The organism is Bacteroides sp. MSK.18.37 (genome assembly GCF_019129155.2).
GTDB classification, from domain to species: Bacteria; Bacteroidota; Bacteroidia; order Bacteroidales; family Bacteroidaceae; genus Bacteroides; species Bacteroides ovatus.
Genome location: NZ_JAHOIB020000001.1, coordinates 6,760,860 through 6,777,326, shown reverse-complemented (window position 1 = coordinate 6,777,326; position 16,467 = coordinate 6,760,860). Strand labels below are relative to the sequence as shown.

Annotated in this window: 21 protein-coding genes; 18 read left to right on the top strand and 3 right to left on the bottom strand. The window is 37.2% G+C overall.

The window, feature by feature from the left end; translation table 11 throughout:
- Positions 1-3 precede the first annotated feature (3 nt).
- From KSX81_RS26850 to KSX81_RS26765, 18 genes are all read left to right on the top strand, one after another.
- Complete coding sequence (locus KSX81_RS26850) at positions 4-501, top strand: glycosyltransferase family 2 protein (protein WP_230297185.1); 498 nt, start codon at positions 4-6, stop codon at positions 499-501.
- Between the two features lie 49 nt (positions 502-550).
- Entirely contained in the window at positions 551-928 is a 378-nt protein-coding gene (locus tag KSX81_RS26845; RefSeq protein ID WP_230297184.1) for a hypothetical protein, read from the top strand.
- 1 nt (position 929) lies between these two features.
- Complete coding sequence (locus KSX81_RS26840; protein ID WP_120080421.1) at positions 930-1,967, top strand: hypothetical protein; 1,038 nt, start codon at positions 930-932, stop codon at positions 1,965-1,967.
- A complete protein-coding gene (locus KSX81_RS26835) occupies positions 1,964-3,931 on the top strand; it encodes a pyruvate formate lyase family protein (RefSeq protein ID WP_120080423.1) in 1,968 nt (655 codons plus the stop codon). The genes KSX81_RS26840 and KSX81_RS26835 overlap by 4 nt, the downstream gene beginning before the upstream one ends.
- Positions 3,921-4,709: a 4Fe-4S cluster-binding domain-containing protein gene (locus tag KSX81_RS26830; protein ID WP_120080425.1), complete on the top strand. Its 789-nt coding sequence runs from the start codon at positions 3,921-3,923 to the stop codon at positions 4,707-4,709. The genes KSX81_RS26835 and KSX81_RS26830 overlap by 11 nt, the downstream gene beginning before the upstream one ends.
- Complete coding sequence (glf, locus tag KSX81_RS26825; protein WP_120080427.1) at positions 4,706-5,836, top strand: UDP-galactopyranose mutase; 1,131 nt, start codon at positions 4,706-4,708, stop codon at positions 5,834-5,836. Before KSX81_RS26830 ends, glf begins: the two co-directional genes overlap by 4 nt.
- A gap of 1 nt (position 5,837) precedes the next feature.
- Positions 5,838-6,842, top strand: coding sequence for a galactofuranosyltransferase (locus tag KSX81_RS26820; protein ID WP_074708508.1), 1,005 nt, complete (start codon positions 5,838-5,840; stop codon positions 6,840-6,842).
- Positions 6,843-6,900: 58 nt separating this feature from the next.
- Positions 6,901-8,094: an O-antigen ligase family protein gene (locus KSX81_RS26815; RefSeq protein ID WP_074708511.1), complete on the top strand. Its 1,194-nt coding sequence runs from the start codon at positions 6,901-6,903 to the stop codon at positions 8,092-8,094.
- A 171-nt stretch (positions 8,095-8,265) separates the two neighbouring features.
- Complete coding sequence (locus KSX81_RS26810) at positions 8,266-9,324, top strand: glycosyltransferase family 4 protein (protein ID WP_120080429.1); 1,059 nt, start codon at positions 8,266-8,268, stop codon at positions 9,322-9,324.
- Between the two features lie 10 nt (positions 9,325-9,334).
- The gene (locus KSX81_RS26805) at positions 9,335-10,429 is read left to right on the top strand and encodes a glycosyltransferase (protein WP_074708514.1); all 1,095 of its coding nucleotides are present in this window, start codon (positions 9,335-9,337) and stop codon (positions 10,427-10,429) included.
- An 11-nt stretch (positions 10,430-10,440) separates the two neighbouring features.
- Positions 10,441-11,028, top strand: a complete 588-nt coding sequence (locus tag KSX81_RS26800) for a putative colanic acid biosynthesis acetyltransferase (protein ID WP_081354192.1) — start codon at positions 10,441-10,443, stop codon at positions 11,026-11,028.
- A gap of 25 nt (positions 11,029-11,053) precedes the next feature.
- Positions 11,054-12,169, top strand: a complete 1,116-nt coding sequence (locus KSX81_RS26795; RefSeq protein WP_074708516.1) for a glycosyltransferase family 4 protein — start codon at positions 11,054-11,056, stop codon at positions 12,167-12,169.
- Positions 12,162-12,731: a DapH/DapD/GlmU-related protein gene (locus tag KSX81_RS26790; RefSeq protein ID WP_230297196.1), complete on the top strand. Its 570-nt coding sequence runs from the start codon at positions 12,162-12,164 to the stop codon at positions 12,729-12,731. Before KSX81_RS26795 ends, KSX81_RS26790 begins: the two co-directional genes overlap by 8 nt.
- Before the next feature lie 8 nt (positions 12,732-12,739).
- Positions 12,740-13,219 carry a hypothetical protein gene (locus tag KSX81_RS26785; protein ID WP_004313228.1) on the top strand — a complete coding sequence of 160 codons (480 nt, stop codon included), beginning with the start codon at positions 12,740-12,742 and terminating at the stop codon, positions 13,217-13,219.
- A 41-nt stretch (positions 13,220-13,260) separates the two neighbouring features.
- Complete coding sequence (locus tag KSX81_RS26780) at positions 13,261-13,686, top strand: glycosyltransferase (RefSeq protein WP_229096967.1); 426 nt, start codon at positions 13,261-13,263, stop codon at positions 13,684-13,686.
- A 30-nt stretch (positions 13,687-13,716) separates the two neighbouring features.
- The gene (locus tag KSX81_RS26775) at positions 13,717-14,472 is read left to right on the top strand and encodes a glycosyltransferase family 2 protein (protein ID WP_008651635.1); all 756 of its coding nucleotides are present in this window, start codon (positions 13,717-13,719) and stop codon (positions 14,470-14,472) included.
- A gap of 405 nt (positions 14,473-14,877) precedes the next feature.
- Positions 14,878-15,171 carry a nucleotidyltransferase family protein gene (locus KSX81_RS26770; RefSeq protein WP_004311443.1) on the top strand — a complete coding sequence of 98 codons (294 nt, stop codon included), beginning with the start codon at positions 14,878-14,880 and terminating at the stop codon, positions 15,169-15,171.
- Entirely contained in the window at positions 15,164-15,556 is a 393-nt protein-coding gene (locus KSX81_RS26765) for a DUF86 domain-containing protein (protein WP_008644079.1), read from the top strand. Before KSX81_RS26770 ends, KSX81_RS26765 begins: the two co-directional genes overlap by 8 nt.
- Positions 15,557-15,563: 7 nt before the next feature.
- Here KSX81_RS26765 and KSX81_RS26760 read toward each other — a convergent pair whose 3' ends face one another.
- From KSX81_RS26760 to KSX81_RS26750, 3 genes are read right to left on the bottom strand one after another with little or no spacing between them, the layout of a single operon-like run.
- Positions 15,564-15,821 carry a hypothetical protein gene (locus tag KSX81_RS26760; RefSeq protein ID WP_004297510.1) on the bottom strand — a complete coding sequence of 86 codons (258 nt, stop codon included), beginning with the start codon at positions 15,819-15,821 and terminating at the stop codon, positions 15,564-15,566.
- 3 nt (positions 15,822-15,824) lie between these two features.
- Positions 15,825-16,187, bottom strand: a complete 363-nt coding sequence (locus tag KSX81_RS26755) for a phage holin family protein (RefSeq protein ID WP_004297511.1) — start codon at positions 16,185-16,187, stop codon at positions 15,825-15,827.
- A gap of 32 nt (positions 16,188-16,219) precedes the next feature.
- Positions 16,220-16,429, bottom strand: coding sequence for a YtxH domain-containing protein (locus KSX81_RS26750; protein ID WP_004297513.1), 210 nt, complete (start codon positions 16,427-16,429; stop codon positions 16,220-16,222).
- Positions 16,430-16,467: the final 38 nt, after the last annotated feature.

The window sequence follows — 16,467 nt, the reverse complement described above, 5'->3', positions numbered from 1 at the left end:
AATATGTTTCTTTCAGTTATTATTCCTGTATACAACGTAGAACCTTATTTGCATCGTTGTATTGATAGTGTCATAGCCCAAGATATGGGTGATGAAATAGAATTGCTGTTGGTGGATGACGGTAGCAAAGATGCATCGGGGGCAATATGTGATGAATATGCATCGAAGTATAGTTGGATTCATGCCTTTCATATTCCCAACGGAGGAGTAGGCAATGCGCGTAATTATGGTATTGAACATGTTCAAGGTGAATACTTTACTTTTATAGACTCGGATGATTTTCTTGATCCCGGTCTTTATAAAGAAGTGTTGAGATTGCATCGTCAAAATCCTTCAGATGTATATGTATTTGGTTATAAAGATTATCCTATCGACGGCAGCGGTGGACATGTGTTGAAACAATGTCGGTGTGACAATGCCGAATCGTTGGCGCAGTTATATTTGGATATGAAACGGAACTATCTGATGTTTCCGGTTGTCAACAAATCTCCACTATTTTGAGGATTGCCTCTTTGCTCTTGATTGTCTGGGCAGAGCAAAATCTGTAGGAGTGATTGACCAGATTGCTTATAATTATGTGCATCATCCGGGAGAACATTTAGGTGGAAAATATACCGAGCCTAGAGTGATTGTCGAAGTGGCACGTGAATTGAAGAGGCGAAGTGACTTACTTCCTCAAAGTGATGAACTGACTCAATATACAATTCTTGAATATTATAATAACATGCTTCATGCGGTTGATAGCAGCCGTGGCATAAAGCAAAGATTACAATATATACGCATACTTTTGAGAGAAATCGAAACACTTGGTTTCAAGACTGAATTCAAGAAGTATCTAGGCAGGAGAAAGATGCTGATACGGTTCTCCACTCCTGTGAGTGTACTTTTGATGTGTCTCTTACGTAATTTAATCCTAAAATTCAGATGATATGTATCAAAATTATAAAGTTGTAGTGAATACGGCTGCAGGTCGCCGCCGTTATATGCAATATTTGGTTCCTCCCATTTTGAATGCTGATATTGTAGATCGGTATGATATATGGGTTAATACTCACAATATGGTGGATATTGAGTTCTTTAAAAAGCTTGCGAAGAAATATCCGAAAGTTAATTTGGTGTGGCAACCGGACGGAGTCGTTAATGGTATTGCGAGCATTAATGCATTTTATCGTGATTGTTGTGACAAAGATACTATTTATATGAAACTTGATGATGATGTGGTATGGTTTGAACCGGAATTATTCGAGAAGATGGTAAAGTTTCGTGTGGATAATCCAGAGTATTTTTTAGTATCACCGCTCGTAATCAATAACGCTTTGTCTACTTATCTTTTACAGGTGCATAATAAAATCAAGTTGGATAAGTATTATATGAGTATCTGTATGGAGAGGACTATTAGTTTGGACGGTTGGTTTGCAGCGGATTTGCACAATTGGTTCATGGAGAAGTATCTTACTACTGGTAAGTATCAAGAGTTATATGTTGGTAAACATCCTATGGCAATGGGGCGTTTTTCAATCAACTGTATTTTATGGTTTGGTGGTGAAATGGCTGAATTCAAGGGCGAAGTGCCTGGAGATGATGAAGAGTTTTTGAGTTGTATCAAGCCAACTCAACTAGGCAAAGCTAACTGCTTTAATGGTGATGCGCTGATTGCTCATTTCGCTTTTGGAACTCAACGGGAAGGACTCGATAAGATGGATATTCTGAATCGATATGGTAATATATTGCATGAATTATGGAAGCAAGATGAAACAATGCGTAAGATCGATGTTTCTGTACAACAAATGATGGAGGAAGTGGAAACGCGTGAGGATGAATTGAGCGCTCTTCCATCTCCATACAGGCATGTGCCTAAAGAAAGAGAAACTTTTGCAATGCGTTGGGGAAAGAAACTGCCGGAAAAGGTGAGGTGCGCCATCAGAGAGTTGCAACGTAAACGGCAATATAAATTCATAGAGAGATGAAAAATACGATAAAAAAAGTAATGCCCATGCGGCTTGTTACTTTGGTCAGATGTGTGAAGAGCCATCGTGCTGAAGGTAAAATGGACATGATACTTGGAGGTTTAAAGGATTTTCAGTGTCAAAAGTGGGTGTATTCGCACGCTAAGGATGAAGAGACAGCCTATCTTGAACAGTTGGAAAAGATATGCCGTAAGATTGAAATCGATGAAAACAATTATTTCTTTTATCCATATTCCAAGACGCTTCACCGCTTTTTCCCCACGCACGCTATGAACATTTTAAGCATTACTCCGGCTTATGAAGAGGTGCTTGCGACAGACTTTGCTGCAATGGGAGAAAATAGAGTGGTGCGAGCGTTGAAAATCTTAGTTGACAGAGTGACTGAAAAGCAATCTTGCGTAGTGCGTTTTATGGAGGTGACACGCCTTTGTAGGCGTGTCTTGTATCCTTCTGATTCTTTCGAGGGAGCACTACAGAAAATTCTGTTTTTTCATGCGATGCTTTGGCAAATGGAGCATGGGCATAATGGCCTGGGGCGATTGGATATGGCTCTGTTCCCTTACTATAAGAAAGATATTGAAGAGGGGCGGCTTACGAGAGAAAAAGCTGAAGTCATTCTTCGGGAGATGATTGCTCTTATCGGATCGCAGACGCATCAAAAAAGCGCTACACTTTATGGAGATACCGGACAATATATCCTTTTGGGAGGTTTCGATAAAGAAGGTCGGAATGTGGAGAATGAGTTGACTCACCTTTTTCTGGGAATATTCGCCACACTTTCCATTCCTGATCCAAAACTGATTTTAAGAGTAAATAATCATACATCAAAGTCTGTCTATGACGCTACTGCCCGGTGTTTACTCAAAGGGAATGGGTCACCTCTGATTTTGAATGAGGATAAGGTGATACCTCTGATGGAGAGGTTTGGCTATGCTCCGGAAGATTGTTACAACTTAGGGACTAGCGCCTGTTGGGAGCCGCTAATCCTAGGGAAGAGTTTTGACCAGAATAATAATCTTAACAGTATTTCTCCTTTGAAAGCTGTCAATAATGCTATAATGATGGCGTCTTCTTATACAGCGGACTTTGAAGCCTTTATGCGGTTGTTTGAACAATGTCTGGAAGAGAATATCAGAAGTTGCGCTCACGACTTGGTAATGGATTGTTCTCCTTTGTTTACATTGTTGTTTTCGGATGCCACGAAGTCGGGAAAGGATATCAGTAAGGGAGGAGCGAAGTATGCTTATCATGGAATGTTAGTGGTCGGTTTGCCTAATACCATCAATGCTTTGCTTAATATAAAGGAACTGGTGTTTAAGCAAAAGTTACTTACTCTTAAAGAGTGCAAGGACGTGATAGAGCATAATTTTGAAAACGCGGCGGATCTTAGGGGCTTGCTTCAGTCGCAACCTCTCAAGTTTGGGAAAGTTGATGACAGTGTTTTGCGATTAACTAATCGGGTGAGTGATAAAATTGAATCAGTTGTTTCGAATATTCGCATCAATGGAAGGCGGGCAAAAGTGGGGTTTAGCTCACCCAACTATATTTCTCAAGCATTTGATATAGAAGCGTCTATGGATGGGCGTCGTTCGGGTGAACCTCTCTCTACGCATATATCGCCGGTTGGGAAAAATATTGATATTGTGGAGGTTATCAACTTTGCGTCTTTGATGAATTATGAGGGTTGTCGTATCAATGGAAATGTGGTGGACTTTATTATACCTGCGGCTTTTAATAGGCATGTGGATAAATTGAGCGAACTGTTGAATGACAGTGTGCAGCGTGGATTATACGAACTTCAGTTGAATGTGTTGGACAAAAATACATTAATTGATGCACGAAATCATCCGGAAAAGTATCCTAACTTAGTTGTTCGTGTATGGGGATTTAGCGCATATTTTAATGAACTTCCGGATGAATATAAAGTAAACCTAATAAATCGGGCAGAGGCGTATGAGTGCTGAACGGCAATTATTGGTAACAGCTGTTCAAAGAATGACTTTAGATGATGGAAGCGGTTTACGTACAACTGTGTTTTTTAAAGGGTGTCCTCTTAAGTGTCCTTGGTGCTGCAATCCGGAGACTCAATCCAGCAAACCTGAAACTTTTTACAATGAAGAAAGATGTGCAGTTTTTAAGGGGAGTAAATATTGTGGTAGTTGTAATGATGTTTTTAATTTGGAAAACACTTGTCCTTTTGGTGCGAGGGAATCTGTGGGCGAATGGTTTGCTTTGGATCAACTTAAAGCCAAAATTGAAGCGAGTGGGTATCGGAGGGTCACCTTCTCCGGAGGTGAGCCTTTGTTACAAGGTGAAAGTCTCTGTGCATTGATAAGAAGCTTGAAAGAGGAAGAATATAATATAGCAGTGGAAACCGCACTTTCTGTCCCCCCTCTTGCAGAAATGTTCCAGTGGGTGGATGAATGGATTGTTGATTTGAAATTTCAATCTCCTTATTATACTTTTTTCCCTACTATAAAATTATCTAATGCAACTTACCGATTGGTTGTATTTGCAGAACTGCTAGATAATATCGATTGGCTATCTTGGCTTGTCGAACAATTAAAGAACTATTCTGTAAACTCTATAGAATTATTGAGCTATCATACGTTGGGACACGCAAAATATCAACGATTGAAACGTTGCTTCTCAACATTTACGACTCCGACAGCAGAGGATATTTCAAGAATATCATCCGCACTTGTTGAAGCTGGTATAAAAACAAGATATTTACATATATGAAACAGTATGATTATTTGATAGTGGGTTCCGGACTTTTTGGATCCACTTTTGCCTGTATGGCTAAACGACAAGGTAAGAAATGTTTGGTCATTGATAAGCGTCCACAGCTGGGTGGCAATCTTTATTGTGAAAATATAGAAGGAATAAATGTTCACCAATATGGAGCGCATATCTTTCATACTTCAAACAAAGAAGTGTGGGATTTTGTCAACTCTATAGTGGAGTTTAACCGATATACCAATTCACCGGTGGCTAATTATAAAGGCAAACTTTATAATCTTCCCTTTAATATGAATACCTTCTATCAGATGTGGGGCGTGACAACTCCTCTTGAAGCTGAAGCTAAATTGGAGGAACAGCGGACGGAAGCAAAAGTTGCTCTTAATGGTCGTGAACCTGAAAATTTGGAAGAACAGGCGCAGCTTCTTATTGGAAAAGATATTTATGAAATACTCATCAAGGGATATACTGAAAAACAATGGGGACGATCTTGTACAGAATTGCCTGCTTTTATCATTCGTAGATTGCCGGTACGTATGGTATTCGATAATAACTATTTTAATGACAAATATCAAGGAATTCCAATCGGTGGCTATAATAAACTGATTGCTGGTCTATTGAATGGTGTAGAGTGTCGTCTGAATTGTGATTTTGGGGAGAATCGTGAAGAACTGACAGCTCTTGCCGATAAGATTGTTTATACAGGTGCGATAGATGAGTTCTATGGTTATCGTTTGGGGCGTTTGCAATATCGCACCGTATCTTTTGAAACAGAGATCTATGATACTGCCAACTATCAAGGTAATGCTGTAGTGAATTATACTGACCGAGGAGTACCCTATACTCGTATCATTGAGCATAAACATTTTGAGATGTTTGGTCAGCAACTTTTGGATTGTCCGAAAACTGTAGTTAGCAAAGAGTATTCTACAGAATGGAAACCTGGTATGGAGCCCTATTATCCAGTAAATGATACTCTAAATAATGATTTAGCCGATAAATATCGTGCATTAGCAGCTCACGAAAAAGATATCATCTTTGGAGGTCGATTGGCTGAATACAAATATTATGATATGGCTCCTATTGTGAAAAGGGTTTTTGAAATAGTTAAATCACAAGGTTTATAAAATGAAGAAATACATACTTATTATTAAAACTATAACAAATGATAAACTTAGTAAATCTTTAATAGGTGGTGGAGCAAGTGTTAAGGCTCCTCAAGATATACATAAAATTGCTTTACAAAATGGTTATGAAGAATATCCTATCATTTTGAGAGGGTATAAGAATAAGCTACTTTTTATTGTTGTTTTATTCCTAAAAATGATTCGTCTTGCTATCAATTTACCTAATGGTGCAACATTGTTGATTCAGTATCCAAGTTTAAATCCTAAAATGCTTTATTTTATTCTTCCTTTCTTGAAAAAAAAATATCTGATAACATTGTTGCATGATATTAATTCTGTAAGAGAAAAAGGGGAGCTATCGGGCTTTGAGAATAAGGTTTTGTCAAATTTTGATGAAATAATTGTGCATACACCTGAAATGCAAACTTATTTTGAGCAGCGATTGAGACCGGGTATTAAATATCATTATTTAGGTTGTTTCCCTTATATTGCAGTCCCAGATAAAGAAGCACGTCAGTTAAGTAAGCAGGTTTGTTTCGCAGGTAATATAGATAAGAGCGTGTTTTTTAGTGATTTTGTTTTTGAGAATAAAGATTTAGATCTTATAGTATATGGTTCTTGTTCCTCAAATAATGCTATGAAGAATAAATATGAGTATAAAGGAGTTTTTAAGCCTGATATAATTGGTCACTTAGAAGGGAGTTGGGGACTTGTTTGGGACGGAGATTCCACAGAAACCTGCTCTGGTACATGGGGGAGTTATCTTAAAATTATTGCACCTCATAAATTTTCGTTATATGTGTTAGCTGGATTACCATTAATAGTATGGAAGGATTCGGCGATGGCGAAATTGGTAGAGATGAAGAATATTGGTATTACCGTGACATCGCTTTCAGAGATTTCTGCTAGAATTTCTGCTGTTTCAGATAATGATTATAAAGAATATTGTGCTAATATTCTAAAATTCCAGCCAGTTCTATTGAAGGGTGAAAATGTGTGTTTGTAGAACATTGGGTATTATAGCCATATAGGAATGCATAATTTCTAGTAAATTTTATTATTATATGTTGGGTCTTAGCTTGGTAATAATTAATCGTGATATTAAGGAATATTGTTTTCCTTCCTTAATGGCTTTTTTTCTTATTTGTTCAAATTCAATTATTTTTCCTGGTATATATACATTACTCATTGCATTTGGGTATGTGGCATTTTACAAAATTAGATATGGAACCTTTACCATTAAATATTCAAAACTAAATATCTTATTTCTTTTAGCCTGCTATATTTCTGTATTTTCAAATTTATATATCGATTATCGCATTCTTATGTTTACTGGGATGATGCTTATTTGTGCACCATTTTATGTATCTAAAAAAGTCTTCTTATTTGAACGCAAAATTTTATCTGTAATTTTATTATTTTTTCCTGTTGTATCAATGATAGCTATGTATTGCTATCTAAAAGGCATAAATGCCTTTGCACAGGAGGGGGTACATATTGACCTCTCTTTTTCGGCTATTTATTATCATCCTATGTGGTTAGCTCCTATTGCAGGATTAGCTAATGTTATTTTGTTGTGGTGTCTATTTCAGTTACAAAATAAATGTTTCAGATGTATTGTGTTGTCTATTTTGTTACTGTCTATTTATGTCACTGTTGTTGCTGCATCTCGTACTGCTCTTTTTGCATCCGTGATAACTATGGTGTTATACATTGTATACAATGCAAGAAATGTTAAAAAAATAATATTGTATTTGTTGGTTATAGGATTTCTTGCAACAATATCGATTCCTGTATATCTTGAGCATTCAACTCAAATACAAAATAAGTTTGAAGGGGGAAAAGGTGAAAAATATGGTTCTCGCTCTGCCCATTTTGGAGAGGGGTTTGAAAAATTAAATGAATCTCCTCTTATTGGAAGTGGATTTGCAACGGCTTGGTATAGAGGCGTACTTCATAAAGGTCGATTGGAGAGTGGTAGCGGATGGTTGTCTATATTATTTCAATTAGGTGCCCTAGGTGCAATAATAATGTTATTCATTCTAAAGAAAGTAACTCGAGTTTTTAAATATATTAGACATGATCGAAGGTTACAATTGTTTGTTATTTCTTTACTTTTTCTGTGTTTGCATTCTTGTTTTGAGGGGTATTTATTAACTGTCGGTTATTATATAGGTTTTGTATTTTGGCTTCTAATTTCTCATATAATATGTTATCCGGATATGGTGAAGAAGTACAAATTAAATTTTGAATCATGAAAATGTTTTCTTTGGATACTTTTGTTTACAGTGTATTGTTCTTTTGTATTGATTGTGATGGGTTGAATCTATTTAAAATATTTAATATCATTCTATCTTCATTCAGTTGATGTTCATGTGTTAATAGCTTATTTGTTATGATCTTTTTTATTTGCAAAATCTTGTATTGAAATGAACTTATTTTTTTTCCAAAATTGTATTAGTCCGCATCAGATACCTTTTATCGAAGAACTGTCAGTTTTTACAGATGTTGATAGGGTAGTGGTGATAGCTCCTCGTGTGGATTACGATGATCGAAAGCTGATGGGATGGAAAGCTTCTAACCTGCTTAAAGTAAGTAATGTTGAGTTTATTATTGCTTCTTCTGTTGATCAGGTGAAAAAGTTATATGAGTCATGTAAAGGTGAGGATACCTATTGCTTCTTTTCAGGTATTAATGCTTTTGCAGAGGTTGTGTCTTGGATGAAACTTTCACTAAATTATCCTTTTAAACGTGGAGTGATCACAGAACCTCCTTTACTTTATCATTATCCTTTATGGCAACACAGCCTAAGGTTTGCGTTGAAGGATTGGAAATATGTAAAACATTTCAACTATCTATTGGTGATGGGAGATGAGTTTGTGAATTATTATAGATTTTGGAGTAAACGATGGAAAGTATTGCCTTTTATATATTGTACGGAATGGAAAGAGCGGACTTTGCCTGTACCTATAACTGAAAAGCTTAAGGTCCTTTATGTTGGTAGTTTTTCGGACAGAAAGAATGTTGTGGCAATGTTTAGTATATTAAGCCAGAAGAGCGAACTGGAGCTAGGCTTAGTGGGTGATGGTGAGAAACGTACATTGATAGAAACGATGAATAAAGAAGCTAAGGCGAAAGTTATTCTTTATGGTATGCAGCCTATGAATAGGATTTCAGAGATTATGCAACAGTATGATGTCTTAGTTTTACCTTCTAAGCATGATGGCTGGGGGGCTGTGGTAAACGAGGCGCTGACAATGGGATTATATGTGGTTACTAGTAATCATTGCGGGGCTTCATATTTACTAAAAGATAGACAGCAAGGAATTGTATTTAATTTGGAAAGCTCCTCAAGTTTGAATAATGTGATAGATACTTGTATTGCTAATCGTGATTGGATAAGGAAAACTGTAAATGAGCGAATCGCGTGGAGCAAAGATCATATTTCATGTAAGGCTGTGGCACATTATTTTATGCAGAATTTATAATCGAAAGTTTATGAAAGTAGTACACTATATTCCTTCTATTGGAAAATCAGGTGGGGGGGTAAGTGCATATTTACAGTTATTATCACATAATTTGGGACAGTTAGTGGAGTTGCATATTGTATGTCATCTCTGTGATAATGAATTGCAACTAACTAATTGCAAAGTGCATTATATAGAGAGCAGCATTAAGCATCCACTAAAGATGAAGCATGAGTTCTGCGCTTTGCTTGATAATTTAAAGCCTGATGTAGTACATGTTAATGGTTGCTGGATGTTACAATGTTCATGGACTGTGTTTTGGGCTAAAGCGAAAGGGTATCCGGTTGCTCTTTCACCGCATGGCATGCTTGAACCTTGGGATATCAAGAAGAATTATTGGATAAAGAAACTGCCTGCATTATTACTATATCAGAAACACAGCATCAAGATAAGTGATGTACTTGTAGCAACAGCAGAGAAAGAGAAAGAGAATCTTTTAGCATTGGGATATAATTCAAATGTAGCTGTTGTCCCCAATGGGGTAATCGTTGATGGTATTGGTTGCAAAGAATCGTGGGAAGAGCGGAAACAAATACTTTTCCTGGCACTTTATCGTAAGAATAAAGGTATTGACATTTTGATGGAAGCTGTAGCTAAAATAAAGCAACAACTTAATGGGTGGAAGATAGTGATAGCAGGTATTGAATCTGATTATACTGTAGTAGAGTTGAATGAAATGGCTATCCGATTAAATATATCAGATATGGTAGATGTTGTAGGCGGATTGTTCGGAGATGATAAGTGGGATGCTTATTGTTCTTCGGATGTGTTTGTACTTCCTACTCTTAATGAGAATTTTGGCATTGTGATAGCAGAATCGTATCTCTGTGGAACACCTGTAATTACTACGAAGGGAGCCCCTTGGTCGATGATTGAGAAGTATAACTGTGGATGGTGGATAGATAGAACTGTGGATGAATTAACTTATGCCATAATTGATTTTGTCCATACTCCTATTGAGAAGCGTAGACTGATGGGCCTGCGAGGTCGTCAATTGGTAAAGGAGCGCTTTGCAAGTGATATTGTTGCAAAGCAAATAGTAGAATTGTATAACTCAATAATATGACAAAAGATTTGATGGAGTTTAAAACTCCATATTCAAAGAGTAATAAATTACGTCGTTTAGTATGGGGCGTAGTTTGGACTTGTTTTGCCCGTCCATTTCCTCGCTCTATGGCGATGGGATGGAAACGTATGCTACTTCGTGCTTTTGGGGCTAAGATCGCGTCTACTGCTGTTGTGTATGCTACTGCTCGGGTATTTCAACCGTGGCTGCTAATAATGGATGATTATGCTTGTTTGGCCGATGGGGTAGACTGTTATAATGCAGCGCCCATTCATATAGGGCGTAATGCTACGGTAAGTCAACGGGCTTTTCTTTGTACTGCAGGGCATAATATTATGGACCCACATCATCATCAAATTGATGCTCCGATTGTAATTGAAGAACAGGCATGGGTATGTGCTGAAGCCTTTGTTATTCAAGGGGTCACGGTAGGTCAGGGAGCTGTATGTGCTGCTCGTGCAGTGGTGATTAAAGATGTTGAACCATGGACTGTGGTTGGAGGAAATCCAGCAAAGTTTATAAAGAAAAGAGTGTTAATAAATGTTAGCGGGGGGGGGGGTGAACCCTTATCTCTTATTTTATATAATCAGTCGGCTTGATGCTGCATAATATCATTGAGCTGACATGAAAGTAAATATAATAACAGGGCCTTTTGGCTGTCTACCCCCATATGCTATTGGAGCAGTGGAAAAATTATGGTACTCTATCGGTACAGATATGAGAAATAAGGGACATCAAGTCATCTTTATATCTAAGAAACCACTAAAAGAGAGTTCTATGGATGATAATCTTCTTCTGCATGGCTATGAAAGAACTGGATCTTGGGTAAAGGACTTTGTTCTGGATTTTGTTTTTTCAATAAAGGCATTAAGTAAAATGCCTAAATGTGATATGCTTGTGCTTAATTCAATATGGAGCCCTATTCTTTGTCTATTATTTAAATGGAAGTATCGTAGGGCTTTATATAATGTGGCACGATTTCCGAAGAAACAGATGGGGGCGTATTTTGCTATGAGTAGTTTGGCATGTGTGTCAACTGCAGTTTACAATGCATTAATAGAACAGAGTCCGAGTATGAAATCTAGGGCTTGTGTCATACCCAATCCGATTGATACTCATATATTCTGTAATGAACACATGGTAAAAACTCTTTCAGATAGTCCGGAAGTGGTTTATTCTGGCAGAGTACATAAAGAAAAGGGATTGGATATATTAGTAAAAGCAGTGACAAGACTCCATGAGGTGGGGATATCTGTTGGATTACGGATAATTGGTGCAACGAAAATAGAAGACGGAGGTAGTGGTGAAGACTATGTAGATTATTTAGAATCTTTAGTAAGAGGATACAGGATAACATGGGTGGAACCTATTTTCTCACCTAGTTTGTTGGCAAAAGAAATACGTAAAGGTGATATTTTTTGCTATCCTTCTATAGCTGGATTAGGTGAGACATTCGGTGTAGCCCCTCTTGAGGCAATGGGCTTAGGATTGGTTCCTATTGTTTCGAATTTAGATTGTTTTAAGGACTTTATAGTGGATAATGAGAACGGATTGGTCTTTGATCATACTGATGTACGATGTGATGAATTGTTAGCTAATTGTTTAATGCGCTTATTATCAGATGAAAAAATGTATTCAGAAATGTCAGCGAAAGCAATTAAAAAGTCTGCAGGTTTTAGTGTGAGTAGAGTGTCTGATATGTATATGAGTATTTTTAAAAAAGTATTAGGTGGTGAGTGAGCTTTATCGTAAAAATAAGAACCAACGTGATGCGTATTCTAGCCCATGGCCAAAGAAAGAAGCAATCATGATTCGTATATGGGAAGTGGTTTGGACACTTTTTGTAAGGTGGTTGCCAAAACCTTTTTATCGGTGGCATATATTTCTATTGAAACTGTTTGGTGCACATATTAGTGGTCATCCTTTTATTGCACCTACTGCCCGTATATATGCCCCATGGCTTTTAACCGTAGGAGATAGGTCTTGTATAGCGACTCGAAGCGAAATATATAATTTGGGACCTGTTATTATAAAAGAAAGAGTAACCATAGCACAGTATGCTTATATCTGTAATGGATCCCATGACTTATCTGATAATAAATTACCTTTGGTTGTAGGTGATGTGGTTATTGACAATGATGTGTTTATTGGAGCAAGAGCCATAATTCTGCCAGGATTACATCTTTGTCGATATTCGGTTGTTGGTGCTGGCGCAGTACTTACCAAAAATACTACTGATTTTGGCATTTATGCAGGTAATCCTGCAAGATTTATAAAAGAAAGAAATATTTATGGTGAATAATCATTATTATGGTGGCTCTTATGTTGCATAAATCTCCTAAAATCTGTTTAGCTTGTTCGGCAGGCGGGCATTTACGTGAGCTACAATTGGCTATCGGTGCTATTCCCGAGCAATGGGATTGCTATTGGCTTACCTTAAAAACGACATCAACTAAAGCTTTTATGGCAGACAAGGAACATGTATTTTTAGTGAATTTTCAACCAGCAAAGAAATGGACACTGATAGTGAACTGTTTGCAAGCAATATTCTGGGTGCTGGTGAAACGCCCAGATGTAATCATTACTACAGGAGCTGGTGTGACTGTACCTACGGTTTTTTTCGCAAAAAAACTATTGGGGACAAAAGTAATATTTGTTAATTCGGCTGCTGATGTGACACATGCTTCTAAAACTCCCGTATGGATAGAACGGTATAGTGATCTATTTTTGGTCCAATGGGAAGAGATGCGGCAATTATTTCCTAATTCAATTTGTTGTGGTGTTTTATGATTTTTGCTAGTTTAGGTACAATGAACATAGCCTTCAATCGTATGGCAAAAGCCGTGGATGAATGGGCAGCTATAACTAAGGAAGAGGTGATAGTACAAACTGGGTATACAGATTATCCCTACAAACATGCGAAAGCTTTTAAATTTTGTACAAAGGAGCAGATGAAGGGTTATATTTCTAGAGCTGATATATTAATACTTCAAGGTGGCTGGGGAGCAATATCGGAAGCGATGGAATTGAGGAAAAGAATAGTTGTGATACCAAGATATGACAAGGTAGAGCATATCCATGACCAATTTCAATTAATTAGGAAATTGGATACTTTGGGATGTGTGCTAGGGGTATTTGACGAAAGGGAGCTTGCTGCAAAAATGGAACAGGCAAAAACTTTTGAGTTTAAGCAAATAGAGAAAGGAAACGCACAGAAACTGATTGAGAAGAAACTGCAGGAGTGGTTTCCGAGATGACAATAATTAGCGAGTTCAAAATAGAATCTTATGAAAGTATCTATAATAACGTCATGCTTTAATCGTGTGGCGACGATTCGTGGTGCTATAGAGAGTGTCTTGGCGCAGGACTATAATAACATAGAGTTTATTGTTGTAGATGGGGCGAGTACAGATGGTTCGTTAGAGATTATTAGAGAATATGAAGATCGTATATCAACTATTATCAGTGAGCCTGATCATGGTATGTATGAAGCCATCAATAAGGGAATTCGTGTGGCTACAGGTGATGTAATCGGATTGCTACATTCGGATGATTTCTTTTATGATAATGGGGTCATAAGCCGCATTGTGGAACACATGAAGACTACTCGAGCGGATTTTCTGTATGGTGACGGACTTTTTGTGAATCCCGATAATACTGACAAGGTAGTACGTAACTGGATTGGCGGTGATTATCGTTTGTGGAAGGTACGTCATGGCTGGCTTCCATTACATCCTACTTGTTATATTCGCCGCGAGGTAATGATGAGACTAGGTCTTTATAACGAAAGTTATAAGATTGCTGCGGATAGTGAACTGCTGGTGCGTTATCTGATGACGGGCGGACTTTCTGTTACTTATTTGAAAGAGTATGTTGTACGTATGCGTATGGGAGGGCTTTCTACTGATAGTGCTAAGCGTAAGAAAATGTGGGGAGAGGACATTAGAGTGTATTCCTCTCACGGTCTATGGCCTACTCTGACTAAATTAGAGAAGATGGCATGGAAAGTACCACAGTTTGTATTGGCATTATTGAAAGGATAATGGCAATTAAATGAAATTGATCGTTGATTTGTGTTGATCAACTAGCCACTTTCTAAAAATAAACTTCTGAAGATTATTAGCCTATAATATAACGAAATATGTAGGTCCCTAACTTCATGCTACACACATGAATCCCCTACATTCTGCAGGTTGGGAAAAATACAGCGGTATATTCCTGATCTGTCCCCTCATATTGGCAAAATGCTGATATGTATTCTAAATATATCAACTGTCTGTGAAGATCGTTGATATATTGTTTTTTTAATACCATGCTTATTGATTAAAGATAATATTCAGATTTCTAGTTTTGTATAATAGAAAGAATTAGAATATTTTTTATTGATTATCTATTGTGTTTTTGAAAGAAAATGCATTTCTTTGTAATATAGATAAAAGCAATTTATTATGTTGACTACTGTAGAATACTTATCTTTGCTTCGTGAGTATATGCGCAAGAATGCTGCTAAATATGGTATTTCTCGCATGGGGATATTTGGCTCCGTTGCTCGTGGTGAACAACATGAGGGTAGTGATGTCGATATTTGTGTTGAAATTGATAGACCTTCTATCTTTACTTTAGTTCATATTAAAGAAGAATTGGAAAAACTATTGAAATGCCCTGTTGATCTGGTTCGGTTGCGAAATAATATGGATGAATTATTGAGAGGGTGTATCAATAAAGATGGAATTTATGTGTAAAAGTCAGATAATAGAATCATTGCTAAAGAAAATTTTCCAAACGGTGGAAAGGATATTAGCGAACTCGGAAACTATTACTTCCCCTTCTTTTTATTTATTGACTCCATCCGGAATGGAAAGACTAGAGAGTACTTGTATGTTATTAATAGCCATCGGTGAAGGAGTGAAAGGTGTTGATAAATTAACAGATAAAAAGTTATTATCTTTCTATCCAGAGATGGATTGGAAAGGTGTAATGGGAATGAGGGATATAATCGCACATCATTATTTTGATTTAGATGCTGAAATTGTTTATGACGTGATAAAACATGATTTGCCGAAGTTAAAAGATGTGTTGCAACAAATCATAGACGATTTGAAAATATCCAATCAAGCGATTGACTAAATGGTTTTTATCTCAAATTTCTAAAATACGCCCGTATCTTCCGCATAATCTTGATTCCCATCACTACGCCATCAAATACAGCCATACCGGTATTGAACGAACGCATGAGTGCATCCGCCTTGTTGGTTGCCGGAGCAAGTGGGGCAAATATTTCGCGTGTAGTAGCTGTCATGGCTTTTTTTTGGGCATGGATCTCATTTAAAAGCTTCTTTTTACGTTCGGCAATCTCTTCTAATGTAAATTTCTGCGGGGTCTGCGCATTCATAATTTATTTATTTGAATCAGTTAAAAATAAATTAGCGAGGAAGTTCACCATCGGAGAAATGATGAGCTGCTTGCGGAAAATAATAACCAGGGCGATGAGAACAACATTGATGCCTGCTATGATGGCGAAACTCGACATCAGACCGCCCACTAAAGGCTCCAATATATAAGCAAGAGCAAAAAGCAGATAAAACAGGGCAACCATGCCAAGGATAATAAGTACTAATATCATAATTAACGTGGAAAAAAGTATGGTTAACTTCTCCGTCAATTCTAATTTGGTATATTCTTTTTGAAGCTCCAGATATTTCTTGAACTCGAAAAACAACTGCTGAAAATTCTCAATACTTTTATCGTCTGCAAACATGGTCGCTCTGTTTTTAGTCTTTGGTTACTCACTTATTCTGCTATTTCTCCCTTCATCTCGGCAGCGATCTCGTCAACGAGAGTTTCCATTTCACTGCGATTAAGCTTGATTCCTTTTTTACGAAGAATCTCTGCGATTTTATGACGGGTATCTTCTCCCTTTTCAGGAGCAAATAAAATACCAAGGGCTGCACCTACGGCTGCACCACCCAGAAAAGCTGCTAAAACATTCAATCCTTTCATAATGTATAATGTTTAAAATGATTATGATACAACAAATA

Coding starts and splice junctions, on each gene's coding strand:
- KSX81_RS26785 (WP_004313228.1), top strand. CDS start 12,740: ATGGTGGCTCTTATGTTGCATAAATCTCCTAAAATCTGTTTAGCTTGT.
- KSX81_RS26760 (WP_004297510.1), bottom strand. CDS start 15,821: ATGAATGCGCAGACCCCGCAGAAATTTACATTAGAAGAGATTGCCGAA.
- KSX81_RS26835 (WP_120080423.1), top strand. CDS start 1,964: ATGAAAAATACGATAAAAAAAGTAATGCCCATGCGGCTTGTTACTTTG.
- KSX81_RS26805 (WP_074708514.1), top strand. CDS start 9,335: ATGAAAGTAGTACACTATATTCCTTCTATTGGAAAATCAGGTGGGGGG.
- KSX81_RS26780 (WP_229096967.1), top strand. CDS start 13,261: ATGGCAAAAGCCGTGGATGAATGGGCAGCTATAACTAAGGAAGAGGTG.
- KSX81_RS26850 (WP_230297185.1), top strand. CDS start 4: ATGTTTCTTTCAGTTATTATTCCTGTATACAACGTAGAACCTTATTTG.
- KSX81_RS26815 (WP_074708511.1), top strand. CDS start 6,901: ATGTTGGGTCTTAGCTTGGTAATAATTAATCGTGATATTAAGGAATAT.
- KSX81_RS26770 (WP_004311443.1), top strand. CDS start 14,878: ATGTTGACTACTGTAGAATACTTATCTTTGCTTCGTGAGTATATGCGC.
- KSX81_RS26795 (WP_074708516.1), top strand. CDS start 11,054: ATGAAAGTAAATATAATAACAGGGCCTTTTGGCTGTCTACCCCCATAT.
- KSX81_RS26775 (WP_008651635.1), top strand. CDS start 13,717: ATGAAAGTATCTATAATAACGTCATGCTTTAATCGTGTGGCGACGATT.
- KSX81_RS26810 (WP_120080429.1), top strand. CDS start 8,266: ATGAACTTATTTTTTTTCCAAAATTGTATTAGTCCGCATCAGATACCT.
- KSX81_RS26765 (WP_008644079.1), top strand. CDS start 15,164: ATGTGTAAAAGTCAGATAATAGAATCATTGCTAAAGAAAATTTTCCAA.
- glf (WP_120080427.1), top strand. CDS start 4,706: ATGAAACAGTATGATTATTTGATAGTGGGTTCCGGACTTTTTGGATCC.
- KSX81_RS26840 (WP_120080421.1), top strand. CDS start 930: ATGTATCAAAATTATAAAGTTGTAGTGAATACGGCTGCAGGTCGCCGC.
- KSX81_RS26830 (WP_120080425.1), top strand. CDS start 3,921: ATGAGTGCTGAACGGCAATTATTGGTAACAGCTGTTCAAAGAATGACT.
- KSX81_RS26755 (WP_004297511.1), bottom strand. CDS start 16,187: ATGTTTGCAGACGATAAAAGTATTGAGAATTTTCAGCAGTTGTTTTTC.
- KSX81_RS26820 (WP_074708508.1), top strand. CDS start 5,838: ATGAAGAAATACATACTTATTATTAAAACTATAACAAATGATAAACTT.
- KSX81_RS26800 (WP_081354192.1), top strand. CDS start 10,441: ATGGAGTTTAAAACTCCATATTCAAAGAGTAATAAATTACGTCGTTTA.
- KSX81_RS26750 (WP_004297513.1), bottom strand. CDS start 16,429: ATGAAAGGATTGAATGTTTTAGCAGCTTTTCTGGGTGGTGCAGCCGTA.